A 20,060-nucleotide genomic window follows, 5' to 3' on the forward strand; every position below is an offset into this window, starting at 1 on the left:
TTACGACGACAAGCGCAGGTTATGCACCTTACCGGCAATGGTCACGTTCCTCAGCACCAGGTCCCTAACGTTGTACAAGTACGCAGGTTGCTTAACGACGGGCGTACCGAAGTCGCAATCGCTGATGGTGACGTTGCTCACCGGCTCCATCCGCGGCTTGCCCGGCCCGTTGTAGTTCACCGCCACCGGTCCCAAAACCACGATCGGCTGGTAGCACGAGAACTTGCCCCCGCTGGTCCGCACATTGCCCACCGTGATCCCCGAAATATGCACATTGGTCACCAGCGGCGGCCGCGTACGGATGGTGTCGTCGCGCGAGGTGTAGTCGCAGTCGAAGGTGATGACCGCGCCCGCGCCGACCGCCACGGTCTTGTCCGGAATGCCCGAGCCGGGCGTCGGTTTGTAAAACGCCGGCGTGCTGCGGATGCCGTTGGGTATCTTCACATTGCGCACATAGAAATTGCGCAGGAAGCCGCCGCGCGCCATATTGGTCTTGAGCCGGATGCCGATGTTCAGCGGATCCGTTTTCCAGTTGGCGTTTTCAAACACCAAATTCTGCGCATAAACGTTTTGGATGCCGCCGGACATGATGCTGCCCAGGGTCAGCGCGCCATGGCCGCTGTGCATGCGGCAGTTCTGCACCACCACGTTCTCGCACGGGCCGAACTGCGTGTCCGTGCCCTTGCCGGAATCGATGGCGATGCAGTCGTCGCCGGTGTTGAACTGGCAGCCGTCGATCAGCACGTGGCGGCACGATTCCGGGTCGAAGCCGTCGTTGTTGGCGCCCATGCTGTTGGCGTAGATGCCCTTGACGTGCAGGTTTTCGCAGTCGACCGGGTTGTGCTGCCAGAACGGCGTGTTGGTGGTCTGGTAGCCGGCCAGCAGCACGTCGGTGCAGCTGATCAATTGCACCATGTGCGGACGCAGGAAGTGTCCCACGCCAAAGATACGCTGTTGGGCCGGCACGCGCGCCTCGCTCAGCGCGCGCAGGTAGTGCGAATCGGACTGGAACCACGGATCGTCGCCCTGGATCTTCTTCCCCTCCTCGGCCGACAAATGCGGCGCGATCTCACCCAGCGGACGATTGCGCGGGTTCGGCCGTTCCTGCACCTTGCCGACGGTGAACGGCACGTGCACCTCGCCTTTGCGTTCGCGGCCCTTCCACGACCACCAGCAATCGGCGTCGCCGGGGAAGGGCACGCCGGCCTGGCCGTCGAGGATCGAAGTCCAGTCCTCGCCGGTCAGCGCGATGTTGCGCTGGCCGTGGGCGTACACCAGCGACGAATAATTCAGGCAGTCATTGCCTTCCCAGCGGGTCAGCGACAGCTTGCCGTTGGCGCCGCAATCGAAGGCGCCATGGCGCGCGTAATCGAGCGGATTGGCGGAGAAGTAGACGTGCGCGCCCTTGGCCAGATGCACGTGGACGTTCGACAGCAGCACGATCGGCCCGGCGCACAGCCAGTTGCCGGTCGGGATCAGCACGCGGCCGCCGCCGGCCTTGTTGCAGGCGGCGATGGCGGCCGTGATGGCCTGATAGCAATCGACCGCGTCCGGCGCCGGCGTGTGGATGTCCGCCCGTTCGCTGGAGCCGACCCAGGCGTTGATCGGCACCACCGCGCAAGCCTTGGCGCCAAACGCCGTGATGTCGAAGTCCTCCTTGCGGAAAACGAGCGGCTTCGACACGCGGTCGATGATGGCCTGGGCCTGGCGCCACGGGTCGTCGGCCGGCGTGGCCGCCGCCAGCAACCGCGCCGGCAAACCGCCGGCCAGCGCCACGGTGCCGCCGGCCAGCGTTTGCATGAACTGCCGGCGCGCCGTCATGCCGACAGCTCCGTCGAAACGGTCTTGCCGGCGATGCGCACGTTCTTCAGCGTCAGCCCCTTGACGTTGTGGGCGAACCACGGCTGCTCGGCGTTGCGCGGCGTGCCGAAGTCGCAGTCGGTGATGGTGATATCGGTCAGCGGCAGCACCGGCGTGCCCGGCTTGCCGTTGAAGCTGGTCGCCACCGGTCCGAGGAACACCATCGCCTGGTAGCACGAGACCTCGGCGCCGTCGACCTTGACGTTGACGGCCTTGAGGTTGGAGATGTGCACATGCGACACCGACGGCGGGCGGATGCGCACGTTGTCGTCGGCCGGCGCGTAGTCGCAATCGATGGTGATGATGGCGCCCCCGCTGGTCGAGACCGTCTTGGGCTTGATGGCCGAACCGGGCAGCGGGTTGTAGAAGCCCGGCGTGGTCTTGACGCCGTTGGGCACGGTGACGTCGCGCACGTAGAAGTGGCGCAGGAAGCCGCCGCGGTTCATATTGGTCTTCATGCGGATCGCCGTGCCGAGCGGGTCGCTGTCCCAGTGGACGTTGCGGAACTCGATGCGCTGCGCGTACACGTGCTCGATGCCGGCGGCCATCTCGCTGCCCAAGGTGACGCCGCCGTGGCCGCTGTTCATGATGGTGTCCTGGATCACCATGTTGCGCGTCGGCCCTTCGGCGATGTCGCGATTCTTGCCGGACTTGATGGCGATGCAATCGTCGCCGGTGTTGAACAGGCAGCCCTCGACCAGAATCGTATCGCACGACTCGGGATCGAAGCCGTCGCTGTTGGCCCCCTTGCTTTCCATCCTGACCTTGCTGAAGTGGACGTTGCGGCAGTTGACCGGGTGGTGCAGCCAGAACGGCGAATCGATCAACTGGTAACCCTGCATCAGCACATCGGTGCAGCCGACGAACTCGACCATGCACGGGCGCAGGTAGTGGCCGATGCCGAAGATGCGTTTGGATACCGGCACGCCGGCCTCGGACAGCACCGGCAGATAGCGCGAATCGCTGCGCCAGTCGGGCCGGTCGCCCTGGATCAGTTCCCGCTCGGCCGCCGGCATGCCGGGCACGACCGCCTCGAGCGAGGCCGGGTTGACCGGATTGACCAGGCGCGCGGTGGCGGGCGCCTGCTTGTTCTTGCCGCTCCAATCCCACCAACAACCGCCGCCGTTTTCGAACGGCACGCCGGCCTGGCCGTTGAGGATGCTGGTCCAGTCGTCGCCCGTCAGCGCGATGTTGCGCTGGTTGTAGGCGTACACCATCGGCGAATAGTTCAGCACGTCGTTGCCCTGCCAGCGCGAGATCACCAGCTTGCCGTTCTTGCCGCAATCGATGTCGCCGTATTTGGCGTAGTCGGCCGGGTTGGCGCTGAAGTAGACCTGCGCGCCGGCGGCCAGGTGGACGTTGACGTTGGACAGCAGCACGATCGGTCCGGCACAGTACCAGCTGCCGGCCGGAATCAGCACGCGGCCGCCGCCGGCCTTGTTGCAGGCGGCGATGGCGGCGGCGATGGCGGGACGGCAGTCCGGCGACTTGGCCACCGGCGACGGGCGCTGCAGCGGTTCGTCGCCGCCGGTGCTGGTGACCGTGGCCAGCTTGCACGGCTTGGCGCCGAACGCGGTGATGACAAAGTCCTCCTTGCGGAACACCAGCGGCTTGGCGAAACGGTCGACGATGCGCTGGGCGGTGGCCCACGGATCGGCGTCGGCCGGCGCCTGCGCGGACGCCAGCGGCGCGCCGCCGCCCAGCACGACGCCGGCCGAGGCCGCGCGCAGCAGGGCGCGGCGTCCCGGGTTGAGCGGGTGGTTCATGTCATTCATGTTCGTCTCCATCATGGCGCGCTGACGCGGAAGTAATCGACATCCAGGCTCGACGCCTTGGCGTGGGCGGCGGTGCCGACGCTGAACAGGCCGATCTGCGCGCCCACCCAGCGGCCCTTGCTGATCTTGAGCGGCTGGCCCACGGTCTGGAAGGTCACGTTGTCGGTGCTGTAGGCGAAGCTGGCCAGCGCGCCCTCCGCCATGCTCATGCGCAGGTACAGCGACGTCGGCGCCGACGGCAGCACCACGGTCGCGGTTTCCTTGCAGCGGACCACCGCCGGTCCACAGCTAGTGTAGACCAGCTGGGTCGCGCCGCCCGTCTTGCGCAGGCCCAGCCAAGCATACTGCATGGCGTTGACGATCAGGCCGGCGCGGTCGCCGTCGTTGGCATCGTTGAGCTGCACATGGGTGTCGACAACGAACGCCGGCGCCGGCGGTTTCTGCGCCAGGATGGACGGCGCCGCGCGCACATAATCGGCCGCGTCCGGCGCGGCCTGCGTGAACAGGCGCAACTGGCCGGGACGCGCGCTCAGCGAATACCAGTCCGGGTTGCTGTTGGCGTTCCACTGCCATTGCAGGCCGAGCCGGGGCCCGTCGAACTCGTCGGAGGTGGGCGGCGTCTTGACGGCCGCGCCGGCCACCGGCTTGACGTGCGTGAGCACCGGCTGGCCGGCGCCCACGTGCGGACCGCGATCGCCCATGATGGGCCAGTCGTCGATCCAGCGCATCGGTTGCAGATGGACCACGCGGCCGTAGGCGTTGCGGTCCTGGAAGTGGATGAACCAATCCTTGCCGTCCTGCGCCCGCACCCAGGCGCCCTGGTGCGGGCCGTTGATCGGCGTGTTGCCCTGTTCCAGCACCTTGCGCGCCTCGTACGGTCCGGCCAGGCTGCGCGAGCGGAACACCGACTGCCAGCCTTCCTCGACGCCGCCGGCCGGCGCGAACACGTAGTAGTAGCCGTTGGCCTTATAGAATTTCGGCCCTTCCAGCGTCTTGTAGCCAGGCAGCTTGTTGCCGTCGATGATGACGGTGCCTTCCTGGTCCAGCAGCTTGCCGGCGTCCGGCGCCATCGCGCGCAAAGTCAGGACGTTGTTGAAGCCGGCGCGGCTCTTGGCCCAGCCGTGCAGCAGCCAGGCCTTGCCGTCGTCGTCCCACAGCGGCGTCGGGTCGATGATGCCTTTGCCCGCCAGTAGCAATTTGGGCGCGCTCCACGGGCCGTCGAAACGTTCCGCCGTGATGACGAAGATGCCGTGGTCCGGGTCTGGATAGAAGATCCAGAACTTGCCGTCGTGATAACGCAGGCAAGGCGCCCAGACGCCGTCGCCATGGCGCGGCACGGCGAAGCGCTCGGCCGGCACCAGCGCCGGCAGCGCGTGGCCGACCAGCTCCCAGTTGACCAGGTCCTTCGAGGTCAGCAGCGGCAGGCCCGGCACGCTGTTGAAGCTCGACGAGGTCATGTAATAGGTGTCGCCGACGCGGATCGCGTCCGGGTCGGAATAGTCGGCGTGCAGGATGGGATTCTTGTACTGGCCATTGCCGAGGTCGGCCACCCACGGCTGCTTCGTGGCGCCGGGCGGGTTGACGGGAGCGGTCTGGCACGCGGCCAGTGCCAGCGGCAGCAGCACGGCGCCGGCGATGTTGTGACGATTCATTATGTTCAGGTTCCTGGTCATGGCGTCAGAAGGTGTATTCGGCACGCAAGGTATAGGCGCGGCCGATCGGCTTGGCGATGTTCTGCGCGAACACCACGCGCGAGCTCAGACGCTGGTTCGACAGCGGCGGTTCCTCGTTCAGCAGGTTGTTGACGCCGAAGGTCACCTTCAGGTTGTCGGAGAATTTATAGTTGGTGCTCAGGTTGTACAAGATGTAGTGGTCGATGACGTTGTAGAACGGCTGGCCGGGCTTTTGCGTCGGCAGCGCGTTGGTGTCCTCGTAGCTGGAGGTGTAGGACTGCGTCAGCTGCGCACCGAACTTGGCGTAGTTCCACGAGAAGCGCAGGTTGTGCTTCCATTTGAAGATGTAGGTGTTGGCCGAGGTCGAGCCGGTCGCCAGCGCGCCCGGACGGCCGACGCTGTCGGTCCAGGCGCCGCCGGCGTCGTTCTGGCCCGCGTACTTGTCGACATAGGTGCCGTCCAGGTTGATGCCGAACTTGCCCCATTGCGTGGTCGGCACCACGTAGCGGAAGGCGACGTCGACGCCGCGCGTGTGCAGCCCGCCCATGTTCATGCGGGTGACGACGATGTAGTCCAGGGTGCCGTCAGGATTGCGCACGAACAGGTTGTTGTAGCGGTTGACGTCGGAGAAGATGGTGTCCTCGGTGATCTGCGCGATGGTGCCCTTCATCTTGATGTCCCAGACGTCGAACGACACCATCATGTTCTTGACCGGCTCGAGCACGATGCCGGCCGTGTAGGTGCGCGATTTTTCCGGATCGAGGTCGGGGTTGGCGCCGGTCAGGGTGGTCAGCTGGGTGTTGCAGACGCGCGCCGAGTCCAGGTTCAGGCCGGCGTAGCGCGGATCGGTGGTCAGCGAGCCGGTGTTCGGTTGCGACGGCGTCGCGCTCGGGCACAGCAGCGGATCGTCCCAGCGGTTGACCGACGGCGTCCTGGTGCGCGCCGCGCCGTACAGTTCCGGCAGGGTGGGCGCGCGGAAGCCGGTGCTGGCCGTGCCGCGCAGCATGACGGCCGTGTGCGGTTCCCAGCGCACGCTGGCCTTGGGGTTGAAGGTCGAGCCGAAATCGCTGAAGTGGTCGGCGCGCGCCGCCAGGGTCAGATCGAGTTGCTTGCTCAGCGGCGCGTCCAGTTCCAGGTACAGGCCGCCGATGGTGCGCGCGCCCTTGGGCGTGGTGCCCGGCGCGCCGGACGATTTGTACGTTACCGCGTTGGCCAGCATGCTGGTGCTGTCGCTGTACATTTCGCGGTGCAGGTCGCCGCCGACGGCCAGGGCCAGCGCGCCGCCCTCGAGCGGCATCAGCTCGCGCGACAGGTTGAAATCCGGACCGAAATATTTGACGCGGGCGGTGCGGTAATTTTGGCCGTCGACGCTGATGCTGTCGAGATAGGCGCGGCCCTCGGCGTCCTGCTTGCCGAAGGGATTGAGCGTGCCGCTGGCCACGCCGGCGTACAGCTCGGGCGTGGTGACGAAGCCGCTCTTGTAGCCGACCCGGCGTTCGCTCATGGCGGCGTTGAAGCCCACCCGGTAGTCCCAGCCCATGAAGGCGCCCTCGTCGGCGACGACGATGCGGTTGGTATTCTGGCGGTCGTGCGTGCCGGCCGCGCCCAGTTCGTCCAGGCTCCACGTCAGCGCCAGGTCCTGGCCGGTGACGCCGGCCATCGCCGGCACGCCGCCGCTGCCGCCCGGATACCACTTGCTGCTCTTGTTGATGAACAGCGGCTTGCGCACGCCGGGGTTGAGCTTGTCGTAGTCGGTCTGCGCGCCGAACACCTGCGGCGGGTTGAGCGCGTCGATGTAGGACTCGCTGTTGAGCATTTCCACCGTGAACAGCTTGTCGTCGCCGTGGCGGATCGAGGCCTTGGTGAACAAGGTGGTTTGCTTGTTGTCCGGCAGCAGTTGCGGATACAGGGTCGGGTCGAGGATGCAAGTCTTGGCGCCGGCGCCGGAGGCCTTGGTGGACGCCAGGCTGTATGGGGCGTCGTAGTTGCTGCCGCAGCCGGTGGCCCAGTACGGGTTGCCGGTGGTGGCGGTCGGCTTGCCGTTGTTGTAGACCGTGTAATTGGCCGGCGATGACGACGAGCCCGACGTGTTGGTCGTGAAGAGCGTGCCGCCCAGCTGCGCGATGCGTTGCGGGTCCCAGATTTCGGGCCGGCTCTTTTGCATCAGCGACGTGCGGCGCTGGGTGTCGAACGCGGCGAAGACGTTCCAGCCGTCTTTTTTCAGGTCGCCGGTGCCGCCGACGATGGAGAAGCGGTTCTGTTCGCCGCCGCCCGAGCGTTGCGGCTTGACGATGCCGGCGCTGAGGCTGACCTTGTTGACGGTGCGCTTGGTGATGAAGTTGATCACGCCGGCGATGGCGTCGGTGCCGTAGATGGCCGAGGCGCCGTCGCGCAGCACCTCGACCCGCTCGACCGCGCTCATCGGCACGACGTCGACGTTGACCGAGCTGGCGCCGACCGCCTCGTTGGGCAGGCGGCGGCCGTTGAGCAGCACCAGGGTGCGGTTGGTGTTCAGGCCGCGCATGTTGATCATGGTGCCGCCGCCACCGCCGCCGACCGGCTCGTTGGTGGCGCCGGTGACCAGCGAGGTGGCCACTTCGGACATCGTGGTCAGGCCCTGGGCTTCCAGTTCCTCGGCCTTGTAGGTGGTCAAGGGCAGGGCGTTCTCGGTGGCGATGCGCTTGATGGACGAGCCGGTCACTTCGACGCGGGTCATGCTGTCGTTGGTTTGTTGCGCGTGCGCCGGGTTGGCCAGGGTCAGCACCGCGAGGGCGATGGCGCTTAGGGCGAGCCGGGGTTTGGTGGTGGTGGTTGTCATGTTCAGTCTCCTGTTTTTTTATAATGGAACGTCTGTGGTGTTGCTTGAATCTTGCGGAACGCGGGCGTGATCGGCCGTGCATGGGCCTTGGGCGGCGCATGCATGGCGGATTACGCTTCGCTAATCCGCCCTACGTGTTTTACGGGTTTTACGTGGTTACGTGGTTATGGGGTGGGGTTCCAGCCCTGGCCGTTGTTGAAGCTCTTGAAAATCAGCTGTCGGCTGCCGAAGCGGGCCGCCACCTGTTGCGCCGTCAGCTGGTGGCCCGGCGTGCGCTGCGATACGTCCAGCATCCGGCCGCCCAGGTCCATGCTGCCGAACTCGCCCCAGCCCGCTCCCGGCGTGGCCTCCGGCGTTTCCGGCTTGGTGGTCGCCCAGCCTTGCGCGGCGATGTGGCGGTCCATGCGGCAGCGGATGAAGCTGACGTTGTCCCACGTGGTCGGCGGTCCCTGGCGCGCCAGGTAGGCTTTGCCGGCGGGGACGTCGTTGCCCAGCGGCCCCGGGCCGTGCGTCAGCCGGCTGTCGAGGAAGACGAAGCCGGGCTCGGCCGCCGCGACCGTGCGCGCCTGCACGATGTAGCCGCCGCCGGTGGGCTGGGCGCTGTCGCCGACGGTGCGGATCTCGCTGTCCTCGAACAGCGCGGCGCGGGCGCCGCCCCAGATGAAGTCGACATTGCCGGCGATGAGCGTGCGGTAGAACCACGAGTAGCCCTTGACCTGGATCGTGTCCTGCTCGCTGAAGAAGCTGGCGTTGCGCGCCACCAGCCGGCCACGGTCGTTGTTGAAGACGATCGTCTCCGCTTGGCCGCCCTTGCTTTGCGCGCGCACGGTGTTGTTGACCAGCGTCAGATTGTCGAGCGTGACCATGTCGGCGTCCTCGATCAGGAACACCGAGCGGCCGCCGTTGGCCGTCGGCGAGCGCGGCCCGCGGCCGGCGCCCGTGCCGGGATTGATGCCGTCGTTGTTGGTCGCTTCCAGCACGACGCCGTCGCGGCTCTGGCCGTGCAAGGTGATGTTGTCCTTGCCGCGCAGGTAGAGCAACTGGTCGTAGCGGCCGTTGGCGATGTTGATGGCCACCGCCGTGGCGCGCGGCAGCGTGCGCATCGCGTGGTTCAGCGCGCCCTGGGGCGTGCGGAAATCGGCCGGGCCTTCGTCGTCCACCGTCAGGCTGTTGCCGCTCGGCGGCGCGGCGCGGGTGTGGAACGTCCACGGGGCGATGCCGGCGTTGCCGAACACGCCGGAGTCGACCACCACCGTGTACTCGGTGTCGTAGTCGAGCCGCGCGCTGTGCAGGCGGATCGTCACGGTGGTGTCGCGCACCGTGATCGGCGTATAGCGCACCACGCGCTTGTATTCCTGCTGCGCGTGGCCGATGCTGTCGACATCCTCGCCGGCACGCAGCTCGTCGACCATGACGCCGTCGGCGGCGCGGAAGATGCGCACCGAGCCCGAGCCGGGGGCCGGCGGCGCCCGGTCGAAGACGATGCGCAGCGGCGTGTCGACCGGGACTTCGGTGGCGTGCGCGGCCGGGGCGACCTGCCATGCGTCGGCGGCGAGGCAATGCAGCGGCAACGCCGCAATGAAGAGGACGGATAAAAGTTTGCGCATGATTATTGCCCCGCGAGTTTGACTGGCCAGTTCCCGGGACCCTCGGGGAAGGGGGCGAAGCGCTTGGTGCAGTCGAGCGCGCGCGCGTCCGGCGCGTTGAGCCGGCCGTCGAGCTGGATGAACGACGTCTTGACCGGCGGCTCGCCGTCGACCACGACATCCTTCAGCGCCAGCCGCAGCGGACGGGCGTCGTCGTAGCCCTGCAGGATCACCTGGCCCGGCGTGAGGCTGTGGACGTTTTCCATGCGCACGCCGCTGTACGACGGGATCAGCTGGCCCGCCGGGCCCGGCTCGTAATTGGTGTCGATGTACAACGGCCAGCGGTTGCCGCGCAGGCAGACGTTGCGGTAGACGATGCCGCTGACCACGCCGCCGCGCCGGTCGTTGCTCTTGATGCGCAGGCCGGAGGTGGTGCCGTCCATGTCGAGGTCGTCGACCAGTACGTTGCGCACGCCGCCGTTGGTCTCGCTGCCGATCGACATGCCGTGGCCGCTGTAGAAGTGGTTGTGCAGGATCGAGATGTTTTCGCTCATGCCGTTGTTGCCGGCCTTGATGGCGATGTTGTCGTCGCCGGTGCGGATATAGCTGTGGGCGATGGTGACGTTGCGCGACGCGCCGGGATCGATGCCGTCGCTGTTGCGGGCGTCGTGCGGGGTGTCGATGCGCACGCCCCAGGCGGTGAAGCCGTCGACCTTGTTCATGGCGACGTGGAAATTGGACGAGTTGCGCAAGGTGATGCGGTACAGCGTGAAGTCGCGCGCGTTGTCGATCTGGATCAGGCGCGGCACGTTCTGGCGCAGCTTTTCCTTTTGCGCGCGGCGGGCGATTTGCCACCAGGTCTCGGTCTTTCCGTCGATCAGCTGGCCGCCCTGGCCGTCGATGGCGCCGTCGCCCATGATGCCGGCGCCCCTGGCGCCGCTGACGGTGATGAAGGGACGGCAGCCTTTGCCGGCCGCGTCCAGGGTGCCGCAGGTTTTTTCGCCGTTGTCGAACAGCATGGGATTGGTGCTGGCGTACAAGGTCACGCCGGCGTCGACGACCAGCGTGACGCCTCCGCCCAGGGTCAGCGGGCCGGCGGTGAAGCCGGCGTCGCCGGTGTCGCCGGGCGCCAGGTGCACCGCGCCGCCCTGCGCGCAGCGGTCGAGGGCTTGCTGGATGCGCGCGGCGTCGTCGCGGCCCGGCTTGGCCGGTTCGGCGCTCAGGACCGCGCAGGACTTCGGTAGCGTCGGCTCGCGCACGTCGCGCGTGTCCTGTGCGCTGGCCAGCGGTGGCGCGCACGACAGGGCGGCGGCGACGGCCGAAGCCATCAGGGACGATACGATTGCGGGCCGCGGTTTGGGGCCCAGGGTGGTGATGTGCATGACATGTCTCCAGTTATAGGCGCTGCTCAGGCAGCGCTCACTGGAGCACCTCGCGTGCTCCGCGCCGGTAAGACGAGGGCCACGCCGATTTGGTGGCCGAGGTCGCTCGGTCGGTTGTTAAATTCAGAAAAAAGATTAGCAGATAAGAATGAGCGCAACCATGCTTCCAGATTCAGATGGGAAGAATCATTACGCACCTTGGTGGATTTCACAATGCCGGTCATTTTCGGGCGGCGCATGGTCTTCGTCTAAAAAGTTCTCAAAAAGATATTGTTTAGTTTAAACTATCGGCCGCGTGGCGCGCTTGTCCGCGCACGAACCGAAGGCGACGTTGGATCATTTAATCAAATTATTGAGCAGAGTATTGAGCGGCGCGGGGACCGGCATCGGCACGCTGATGCTGTCCTGCCTGGCCGTGGCGGGGGCGGGTGAGGCCGGCGCCATCGAGGGCGAGCCGCGCAAGGTGGCGGCATTGCCGGCGCGGCTGATCGACGCCGCCACACCGCTGAAGGTCGACGGCGTGCTCGACGAGGACGCCTGGCAAACCGCGCGCGAGTTCGACACCTTCCACGAATTTCTGCCGAACAGCGGCAAAGACGCGCCGGCCGCGCTGCGCACCACCGTGCGCCTGCTGATCGACGACGGTGCGCTGGTGTTCGGCATCCGCGCCTGGGACGCCACGCCCGAGCTCATGCGCGGCTCGCTGGCGCGGCGCGACAAGGTCGGCACCGACCAGGACTTTATCGGCATCTGGCTCGACCCCACCGGCCACGGCCGCGCCGCCCAGTTCGTGCGCGTCAACATCGCCGGCGTGCTGAGCGACGGCATCTACCGCGCCGACGAGGACGAGTCCGACCTCGGCCCCGACTTCCCGATCGACGCCGCCGTCCGCCGCCTGGCCGACGGCTACACGATGGAAGTGCGCTGGCCGTTGTCGAACCTGCGCTTCCCCTATGCCGACGGCAAGACCTGGCGCGTGATGATCGAACGCAGCGTGCCGCACGCCGGCGGCCTGCTGCTGACCAGCACGCCGCTGACCACCGACACCATCGGCCACATCGGCGTGATGCAGGACATCGACGGCATGGGCGGCACGGTCGCCGCCGTGCGCGACCGCAGTTTCCTCGAACTGAGGCCGGAGCTGACCCTGCGCGCGAACAGCGACGCCGACGGCGCCGGCCGCCACCGCGCCAACCAGGGCAGCGTGGGGCTGGAGATCAACGCCCGGCCGCGCGCCGACATGGTGTTCAACGCCACCTTGAACCCGGACTTCTCGCAGGTCGAGATCGACGAACCGACGTCGTCGGGCGCCAGCCGCATCGCGCTGAGCCTGCCGGAGAAGCGCGGCTTCTTCCTCGAGAGCGCCGACGTGCTGGGGCTGCCGCTGGCGGCGTTCTATTCGCGCACGGTGGCCGATCCGGAATGGGGGCTGCGCGGTACCTGGCGCGCGGCCGAGGCCGATGCCACCGCGATGAGCCTGCGCGACCAGGCGGGCGGCGTGGTGCTGCGCGGCGGCCCGTACGAGACGGCCGAGTACGATCAGACGCGGCGCACCCTGAGCAGCCTGCTGCGGGCGCGCTGGCACGGCGACGGCGCGCTGCTGGGTGCCTTCGCCTCGCGCCGCGACTACGGCGACGCCGGCGCCAACCAGGTGTTCGGCCTCGACGGCCAATGGCGCGGCGACGGCCAGCAGGCGGCATGGCTGCTGATGCATTCGCAAACCAGCGCCGGCTTCGTCGACGCGCCGGCGGCGGCCACGCTGCGGGTGCCGGCGCGCAACGGCGCCTATTTGTCGGGCAAGTACACGCAGCTGTCGGAGGACTGGTGGAACGAGCTCAAGCTCGAGGCGGTCGGCCCCGGCTTCGTCAACGACAACGGCTTCGTGCCGCAGACCGGCATCGTCAAGGCCGACATCAACCTCAACCGCAGGCTGGGGCCGCACCGGCTCGGCTTCGCCGACACCGCGTTCCAGGCGTACGAGATGGAGGCGCACCTGGGCCTGCACGAGATCCGCACGCTGTCCGATGCGTTCTCTGGCCAGCCGGGCAAGCAGATCGTCGAGCGCAAGCTGCAGCCGGGGATCTGGTTCCGCGCCGCGCGCCAGACCGACTTCTGGGCCAACCTCGGCTTCGACCAGCAGCGCGGGCGCCGCGAGGGGCCGCTGCACGACGTGCCGGCGCTGCACTTCGGGCTGGAAAGCTCGCCGCTGCCATGGCTGGCCAGGATCAAATCCGAGGTGACACTGGGCAAGCAACTGGACGTCGACGCCGACCGGGTCGGCCGCGGCGGCAACGCGGTGCTGGAGGTGGCGCTGCGTTTCGCGCTGCCGCGCGGCTGGGCGATGGAACTGGACCAGCGCGTCAACCGCGCCTGGGTGCAGGGCACGCTCGGGCGCCCGGCCTTCGTCGACAATGGCTGGCGCTGGTTGGGTATGTTGCACTTCACGCCGGCCGACTCGCTGCGGCTGCTGGCGCAGAACACCTCGGCCGCGCGGCGCGACGACGGCGTCTCGGGCCTGGAGCCGTGGGCCGACCGGCAGATGCACCGCTCGCTGCTGTACCGCCATCTGTGGCGCCACGGGCGCTCGCTGTCGGTCGGCTTTGCGCGCGACAGGACGCGCGCGCCGGACACGGTGGGCAAGTCGCTGACGGTCAAGTTCCAGTGGGAGATGTGAGCGTAATGGATAAATTGAAGGCTATGCAGGTTTTCGTCAAGGTGGTGGATAAGCTGAGCCTGACGGTCGCGGCGCGCGATTCCAACCTTTCCGTTTCGATGGTGAGCAACTACCTCAACTATCTTGAGGAGGATCTCGGGACGGCGCTGCTGGTCCGCACGACCAGAAAACTGTCGATCACCGATTTCGGCACCTACTACTACGGCATCTGCCAGTCGGTGCTGGCGATGATGAAGGAAAGCGCGGACGTCGCCTCGAATTTCACCGGCAGTCTGGAGGGGACGCTACAACTCACGGCGCCCAGGACATTCGGCATCGCCACCTTGCTGCCGCGCCTGGGCGAATTCTACGCGCGCCATCCGGGGATACGCATCGATGTCACCCTCGGCGACGATATCGTCGATATGACCACGGCCCGGTATGACGCGGCGATCCGGCTTGGCCCGCTGTCCGAGTCCAACCTGGTGGCCCGGCCGTTGCGCCCGTACGCCGTGGTGTTGTGCGCCTCGCCCGCGTACTTGGCCGGCAATGCGCCGCCATCGACGCCCGCCGGGCTGGTCGACCATTTGTGCGTGGCCACTTATTTCGACCACAAGACGGTCTGGAACCGGCTGCAAAGCACCTGGGAACTTCTCGACGCATCCGGTGTCGCGCATTCGGTCGATGTGCCGTTCAAAATGCAGGTGAACGATGCGCACGGCGCCTGCGCGATGGTGTTAAAGGGTGCCGGCATCGCGCTGATCCCGGAGATTCTGGCCAGGCCATGGCTCGACAGTGGGCAGCTGGTTCGGCTGTTGCCGGACTATCGCCTCGCGGATCGGGAAATGCATCTGGTGTACCGGAAAATGGACGTCATGCCGTCCAGACTGAAGGAGTTCATCCGTTTCATACTCGATGAATTCGCGTGAGCGCGTGGTCGACTTTGCGCAGGCCGGCAATGCTGATCGCGCTAGCGATGGACAAGGCCGCTATCGAGCAAAGCAACGAGGGAATCATGCCGCCGGCAAAACGCTCGGGTGTCACGCCGCCGACGATCATGCCGATCGACGCCACGCCGATCAATCCGCCGATCTGGCGCGAGGCGTTGAGCACGCCGGACGCGATGCCGATAAACCGCGCCTCGGTTGACGACACCATGGCGTTGGTCATCGCCGGCACCGTCAGGCCGATGCCGAAGCCGGCGATGACGAACTGCGCGCCGATGTGGGCATAGCGGCCATCGCCGACAAACGGCACCATCGCAAGATAACCGAAAGCCGCCAGCAGGCCGCCGCCGGCCAGCACCGTGCGGTAGCCGTGCTTCACCATCAATTTCCCGCACAGCAGGTTGGCGATCATGATGGAGCCCGTCATCGGCAAGAACGCCAGGCCGGTGTCCAGCGGCGAATACGACCAGGCGTACTGGAAAAACAGGCTGAACAAGAAGATCAAGCCATAAAACGCGAAGTTGACCAGAATCCCGATCACCGACGAGCAAGCGAAATGGCTGTTCTTGAACAGGGACAACGGCAGCATCGCGTGTTGCTTGCTGTTTTCCACGTAGACGAACGCCAGGCCCGCGAGCGCGAACAAGCCCATGCCACCGATCACGAGCGGAGACCGGAGGCCGGAAGAGCCCACCTGTATCAATGCCAGCGTAAATCCACCAAGCGCCAGGGCGGCCAGGATCTGTCCCGACATATCGATAACCCGGCCGGCCGCATTGGCGCCATCCTGCTTGACGCAGCGCCACGCGACGATGCTGCCGACCAAGGCGATGGGAACGTTGACAAGGAAAATCGCCCGCCAACCGGCCGTGGAAATCAGCAATCCGCCAAACACCGGGCCCAGCGCCAACGCCATTCCGCCGGACGCCGCCCACACGCTGATGGCCCGGCTGCGCGCATTTTTATCGGGGAAGGTTTGGTTGACGAGGGCCAGCGAGGCCGGCACCACCAGAGCCGCGCCCAGTCCCTGCAGCAGCCGGTAAATGATCAACGCCAGCAGATCGGGCGCCATGGCGCATAGAAAGGACGCCAGCGCGAACAAGACGAAGCCGGCGATAAACACTTTTTTCGGCCCCCACTGGTCGCCCAACGCCCCGGCGGTGAGAAGAAAGGCGGCAAAGGTGAGCGTGTAGCCGTTGACCACCCATTCAAGTTGGGCGATGGTGCTTGGAAATTCGGCATGCAGGCTTTTCAGCGCGACGTTGACCACGCTGACATCGAGTATGACGATGACGAAGGCCAGGCAGGAAGCCAGCAAGGACAGGGTTTTTCGGGTTTGATCGGACATGGCAATCTCTGGTTGGCAATTGGTGACGATCGTAGTCCGGACCGGGCCATTCCGATAGATTTGATATCTGAAAACACTTTACTGCCGGGGTGAAAAATCGCGCGGCGCCGCGTGAGCGTCGTCAAGTTCGCGCTGGGCCGAGTCCATATACTCGGGTGGTGGGAGCGTCCCTTCCGGCCACAGCTTTCCCATCTACTCATGACGGGTAACCCGGCCGGGTTCGGCGAATCCGAGCCAGCAACGGTTCCGAGATGAGCAAGCCGAGCGCGGACCAGATGATGGCAAAGCAGAGCAGGGTATTCGTCGAGACCGGCTGGCGGTAAAACACCAGCGCGACCGCCAACTGTGTGGTCGGCAGCACAAATTGAAAGAACCCCATCACCGACAGCGGCAGGCGCGCCGCCGCGAGTGAAAACAACCAGAGCGGCAATACCGACACAGCACCGCAAAGGGCCAATGTCAGCAGTGTGGCGTTTGGCAGCGCCGGCGGCAGGCGCATGGAGGTTGCCGATGTCGCCAGCGACAAAACAAGCACAGCGGTCAGTGCCACGGTTTCGCACAGCAGACCGCCGAACGCGTCCAGGGTGGTGATTTTTTTGAGGCAGGCATAGGCGCCCCAAGTGGAACCGATGACAAGGTAGACACAGTGATTCAATTCGCCGCTGCGCAGGATCATGGCCAGCACGGCGGCGACAATGACGGCCAGCGCGCCCAGCCGCAGCCAGGTCATTTTGTCGCCCCAGGCGACCGCGCCCGCGATGATGGCCACGAATGGCGCGATCAGGTAACCCAATCCGCTTTCGACCACGTGGCCATGGATGGACGCCCAGATAAACGTGCCCCAGTTGACCACGACGAGCATGGCCGCGGCTGAATGAATGGCCAGGATTCGCGGCGAGAGCCGGGCCCGCAGTCCGCGGAGGCGGCCGAGCGCCGCCATCACCACGACCAAGGTAGCGAGCGACAATAAGATGCGATAACCCAGCAGGGTGGTGGGAGGGATTTTCGCCAGCGCCTTCCAAAACAGGGAGGACAGGCCGAGTAGCAAATTGGCGCTGACGCCCGACAGAATCGCGATGGCGTAGTGAATCCCGGGGCGCGCTGCGGTCATCGTTCACAGCTCCTTTTCTTGACGAAAGGTCAATCCTAGCATGCCGCCTAAGAGTTCAGCAGGAACAGGGCCGCCGCCAGGGCCAGCAGCGCGAAGCCGAGGATGGCGAACGCCAACACCGCGTAACCGGTGCCGAACAACAGGCTGACCAGCGCGGTCGACAGCGCCGCGCTGCCGATCTGGAAGAAGCCCACCAGGCCCGACGCGCTGGCCGCCCGTTGCGGATTGCTCGCCACCGCGCCCGACACGGCCAGCGACAGCGAGGAGCCGTTCGCCAGGCTGACCATCGTCATCGGCAAAATGACCAGCGTGGCCGAGGCGCTCCCCAGCCACGCTGTGGCGGCGAAGACCAGGCCGCCGGTGACGAAGCACGCCACGCCGAGGCCGACAATATGGTCGTAGCCGATGCGCTCGAGCAGCTTTTTCGATATGAAGTTGCCCAGGAAGATGCCGCAGGTGAGCGGGATGTACAGCCAGCCCGCCTGGTTCTCCGAGAGGCCGAGGGCATGGAAGATAAACGTCGATTGCGTCAGGTAGACGAACCAGGCGCTGTAAATGGCGCACACGACCATGGTGTAGAGCACAAAGGTGCGATGGCCTAGCAGTTCGGACAGGCCGGACAGGAAGGCGATGCGCTTGCCATGGCCGTGGCTGGTGTGTGTCTCCGGCAGCCGGAGCGCCACCAGCAGCAAGGGCACGCAGGCGAACAGCGCCACGAAGATGAAGCTCCACCGCCACGACAGCGCGCTGGTCAGATACCCGCCGATGGCCGGCGCCAGCGCCGGCGACAGCGACACCAGCGGATAGACGATGTTGTAGATCTTCGCCGCCTCGTGCTTGGGGTAGCGGTCGGAGATCAGGGCCCGGCCGATCACCAGGCCGGAGGCCGCGCCCAGCGCTTGCACGCAGCGTCCCAGTAAAAAGAGTTCGAACGACGCGGAGGCCGCGCACAGCGCGCCGCCGAGCACGTACAGCGCGATGCCCGACAACAGCAGCCGGCGACGGCCGAAATGGTCGGACAAGGGACCGTAGACGATTTGCGCCAGCGCCAGCACGCACAGATACACGGCGATGCTCTGCTGGATCTGCCAGACCGACACCTTGAAAAAGGCGGCCATCAAGGGCATGGCGGGCACGTAGATGTCCGAGGCCAGCAGGCCGAAGGTGCTGATCAGCGAAACGATGAAGATAAATTCGGTTTTGGATTTCACGGCATTCTCGTTTGGTGGTTCGGGTCGTATTAATAAGCAGGCAAATGCTAAACTCCGGCCCTCTGACTGGAAATGCATAAATCCGCAGACCCACCCTGCAAATTTGCAGCATCAAAGAGGGCAAGATGGATTGGAATGACATTCGGATTTTTCTGGCGATCTATCACAGCGGGACCTTGCGCGGCGCCGGGCGGTTGCTCGGGGTGGACCAGACCACGGTGGGGCGGCGCATCACGGCGCTCGAAGCGCGCCTCGAGGCCAAGCTGTTTCTGCGTTCGAATGCCGGTTATGTGCTGACGTCGGCGGGCGAGGACGCGCTGGTGGCGGCGCAGGCCATGGAGCACATCGCGGTGTCGTTCCAGCGGCGCACCGAAAAGCACGATGTGCGCGTGAGTGGCGAGGTCCGGGTCACCACCACCGACGCCATCGCCGCCGACTTCGTGATCCCGGCGATCGACCGGCTGCGCGACAGTTGCCCGGCCTTGCGCGTGATTTTGTCGACCACCACCCGGGTGCTCGATCTGGGGCGCAGGGACGCCGATATCGCGATACGCACCGTGCGTCCCGAGCACTCGGACCTGATCGTGCGCAAGCTGGCCAAGTGGGACGTGGGCTTGTACGCCAGCCGGTGCTATCTCGAGCGGCGCGGCATGCCGCGGCCGGGCCATGCATTCGAGGGGCACGACCTGGCCATCTATCAGCCAGCGGTGACGCAAAACCAGGACGGCACGCTGGGCGGCGAATCGATCGCCAAGGGCAATGTGATCGCCGAGCTCGATTCGAGCCTGATGTTGTCGACCGTTGTCCGGTCCGGCATGGCCATCGGCGAATTGCCCACCTACCTGGCCGACAACGATACGGAACTGGTGCGGATCTGGCCGGAGCGTAAACGCGCCGCGCCTTACGAAGTCTGGCTGGTGCTACACGCCGACCTGGCGCGCACGGCGCGCGTGCGCGTGGTGGTCGACGCCATCGTCGCGGCGTTCAAGGCGGCGGGGGAGGGGGCGCCGGCGACGGGGCGGCGCGGCGACGGTTAAGCCGCCAGGCCGGAAGGCGTCCAGTCGTATTCCATCTGGCGCGCGGTGGCGGCGGCCATCGCCGCGCCCAGCACCCGCTCGACCAGATGCAGGCTCATGCCGATGCCGGCCGAAATCCCGCCGGAGGTCACCACGCGGCCGGTGTCGACGAACGGGGTGTTCTCCCGCACCTCAAGCTGCGGGAAGGTCGCGCGCAGCTCGTCGATGTCGTCCCAGTGGGTGGTGGCGGGGCGTCCTTCCAGCAGGCCGAGTTTTGCCAGCAGGAAGGCGCCGGTGCAGACCGACGCCGTCAGCGCGGCCTGTTCGCTGGCGCGCTTGACCCACGTTTGCGTCAGGGCGCAGTCCAGCGGCTGGCCCATCAGGCCACCGGGCACGATCAGCAGGTCCACCGCCGGCGCGTCGTCAAAACCGTAGTGGGGCAGCACGCCCATGCCGTGGCGCGCTTCGATGGTGTCGCGGCGGGCGCCGATCAGCGATACCGTGAACGCCTGCGCGACGCCGAGGTCACGCTTGGCGACCCGCGCGGCGACCGAGAACACTTCAAAGGGACCGGCGAAGTCCAGCACCTCGACGCCGGGGAACACCAGTATGCCAACGTGCAGGGCTTTCAGGCGGTCATGACGGGCCGCCACATCCTCGAGTTGCCTATCCATCTGTCT

13 protein-coding genes are annotated in these 20,060 nt (G+C 66.2%); 3 read left to right on the forward strand and 10 right to left on the reverse strand.

All coding sequences use genetic code 11. The annotated features are described in order from the left end of the window. The 6 genes from JOD97_RS32085 to JOD97_RS32110 form a co-directional block, all read right to left on the reverse strand. Positions 1-1,821, reverse strand: a complete 1,821-nt coding sequence (locus JOD97_RS32085; RefSeq protein WP_209726878.1) for a glycoside hydrolase family 28 protein — start codon at positions 1,819-1,821, stop codon at positions 1-3. Continuing rightward, positions 1,818-3,626 (reverse strand): glycoside hydrolase family 28 protein, encoded by a 1,809-nt coding sequence (locus JOD97_RS32090; protein ID WP_209726900.1) that lies wholly within the window; start codon positions 3,624-3,626, stop codon positions 1,818-1,820. The genes JOD97_RS32085 and JOD97_RS32090 overlap by 4 nt, the downstream gene beginning before the upstream one ends. A 20-nt stretch (positions 3,627-3,646) precedes the next feature. Continuing rightward, a complete protein-coding gene (locus JOD97_RS32095; RefSeq protein ID WP_209726879.1) occupies positions 3,647-5,287 on the reverse strand; it encodes a glycoside hydrolase 43 family protein in 1,641 nt (546 codons plus the stop codon). Between the two features lie 25 nt (positions 5,288-5,312). Further along, complete coding sequence (locus tag JOD97_RS32100) at positions 5,313-8,126, reverse strand: TonB-dependent siderophore receptor (RefSeq protein WP_209726880.1); 2,814 nt, start codon at positions 8,124-8,126, stop codon at positions 5,313-5,315. Positions 8,127-8,290: 164 nt separating this feature from the next. Further along, positions 8,291-9,733 (reverse strand): pectinesterase family protein, encoded by a 1,443-nt coding sequence (locus JOD97_RS32105; protein ID WP_209726881.1) that lies wholly within the window; start codon positions 9,731-9,733, stop codon positions 8,291-8,293. Between the two features lie 2 nt (positions 9,734-9,735). Next, complete coding sequence (locus tag JOD97_RS32110; RefSeq protein WP_229264881.1) at positions 9,736-11,094, reverse strand: glycoside hydrolase family 28 protein; 1,359 nt, start codon at positions 11,092-11,094, stop codon at positions 9,736-9,738. 352 nt (positions 11,095-11,446) lie between these two features. On the opposite strand from JOD97_RS32110, the gene JOD97_RS32115 reads away from it, so the two are divergent. Together JOD97_RS32115 and JOD97_RS32120 are read left to right on the forward strand one after the other, a co-directional pair. Continuing rightward, the gene (locus tag JOD97_RS32115) at positions 11,447-13,768 is read left to right on the forward strand and encodes a hypothetical protein (RefSeq protein ID WP_229264882.1); all 2,322 of its coding nucleotides are present in this window, start codon (positions 11,447-11,449) and stop codon (positions 13,766-13,768) included. A gap of 5 nt (positions 13,769-13,773) precedes the next feature. After that, a complete protein-coding gene (locus JOD97_RS32120; RefSeq protein WP_209726882.1) occupies positions 13,774-14,676 on the forward strand; it encodes a LysR family transcriptional regulator in 903 nt (300 codons plus the stop codon). Here the strand turns inward: JOD97_RS32120 and JOD97_RS32125 are convergent. From JOD97_RS32125 to JOD97_RS32135, 3 genes are all read right to left on the reverse strand, one after another. Then, positions 14,654-16,042, reverse strand: coding sequence for an MFS transporter (locus JOD97_RS32125; RefSeq protein WP_229264883.1), 1,389 nt, complete (start codon positions 16,040-16,042; stop codon positions 14,654-14,656). The two genes, JOD97_RS32120 and JOD97_RS32125, sit on opposite strands and share 23 nt — an antisense overlap. A gap of 196 nt (positions 16,043-16,238) precedes the next feature. Further along, entirely contained in the window at positions 16,239-17,153 is a 915-nt protein-coding gene (locus JOD97_RS32130) for an EamA family transporter (RefSeq protein ID WP_209726884.1), read from the reverse strand. Between the two features lie 47 nt (positions 17,154-17,200). After that, positions 17,201-18,364: a multidrug effflux MFS transporter gene (locus JOD97_RS32135; RefSeq protein WP_373999985.1), complete on the reverse strand. Its 1,164-nt coding sequence runs from the start codon at positions 18,362-18,364 to the stop codon at positions 17,201-17,203. A 125-nt stretch (positions 18,365-18,489) separates the two neighbouring features. Here JOD97_RS32135 and JOD97_RS32140 point away from each other — a divergent pair, with 125 nt between their 5' ends. After that, the gene (locus JOD97_RS32140; RefSeq protein WP_209726886.1) at positions 18,490-19,401 is read left to right on the forward strand and encodes a LysR family transcriptional regulator; all 912 of its coding nucleotides are present in this window, start codon (positions 18,490-18,492) and stop codon (positions 19,399-19,401) included. Here the strand turns inward: JOD97_RS32140 and JOD97_RS32145 are convergent. Continuing rightward, positions 19,398-20,054, reverse strand: coding sequence for a DJ-1/PfpI family protein (locus tag JOD97_RS32145; RefSeq protein ID WP_209726887.1), 657 nt, complete (start codon positions 20,052-20,054; stop codon positions 19,398-19,400). The genes JOD97_RS32140 and JOD97_RS32145 overlap by 4 nt on opposite strands. Positions 20,055-20,060: the final 6 nt, after the last annotated feature.

This window comes from Duganella sp. 1411 (assembly GCF_017833525.1).
GTDB lineage: Bacteria > Pseudomonadota > Gammaproteobacteria > Burkholderiales > Burkholderiaceae_D > Rugamonas.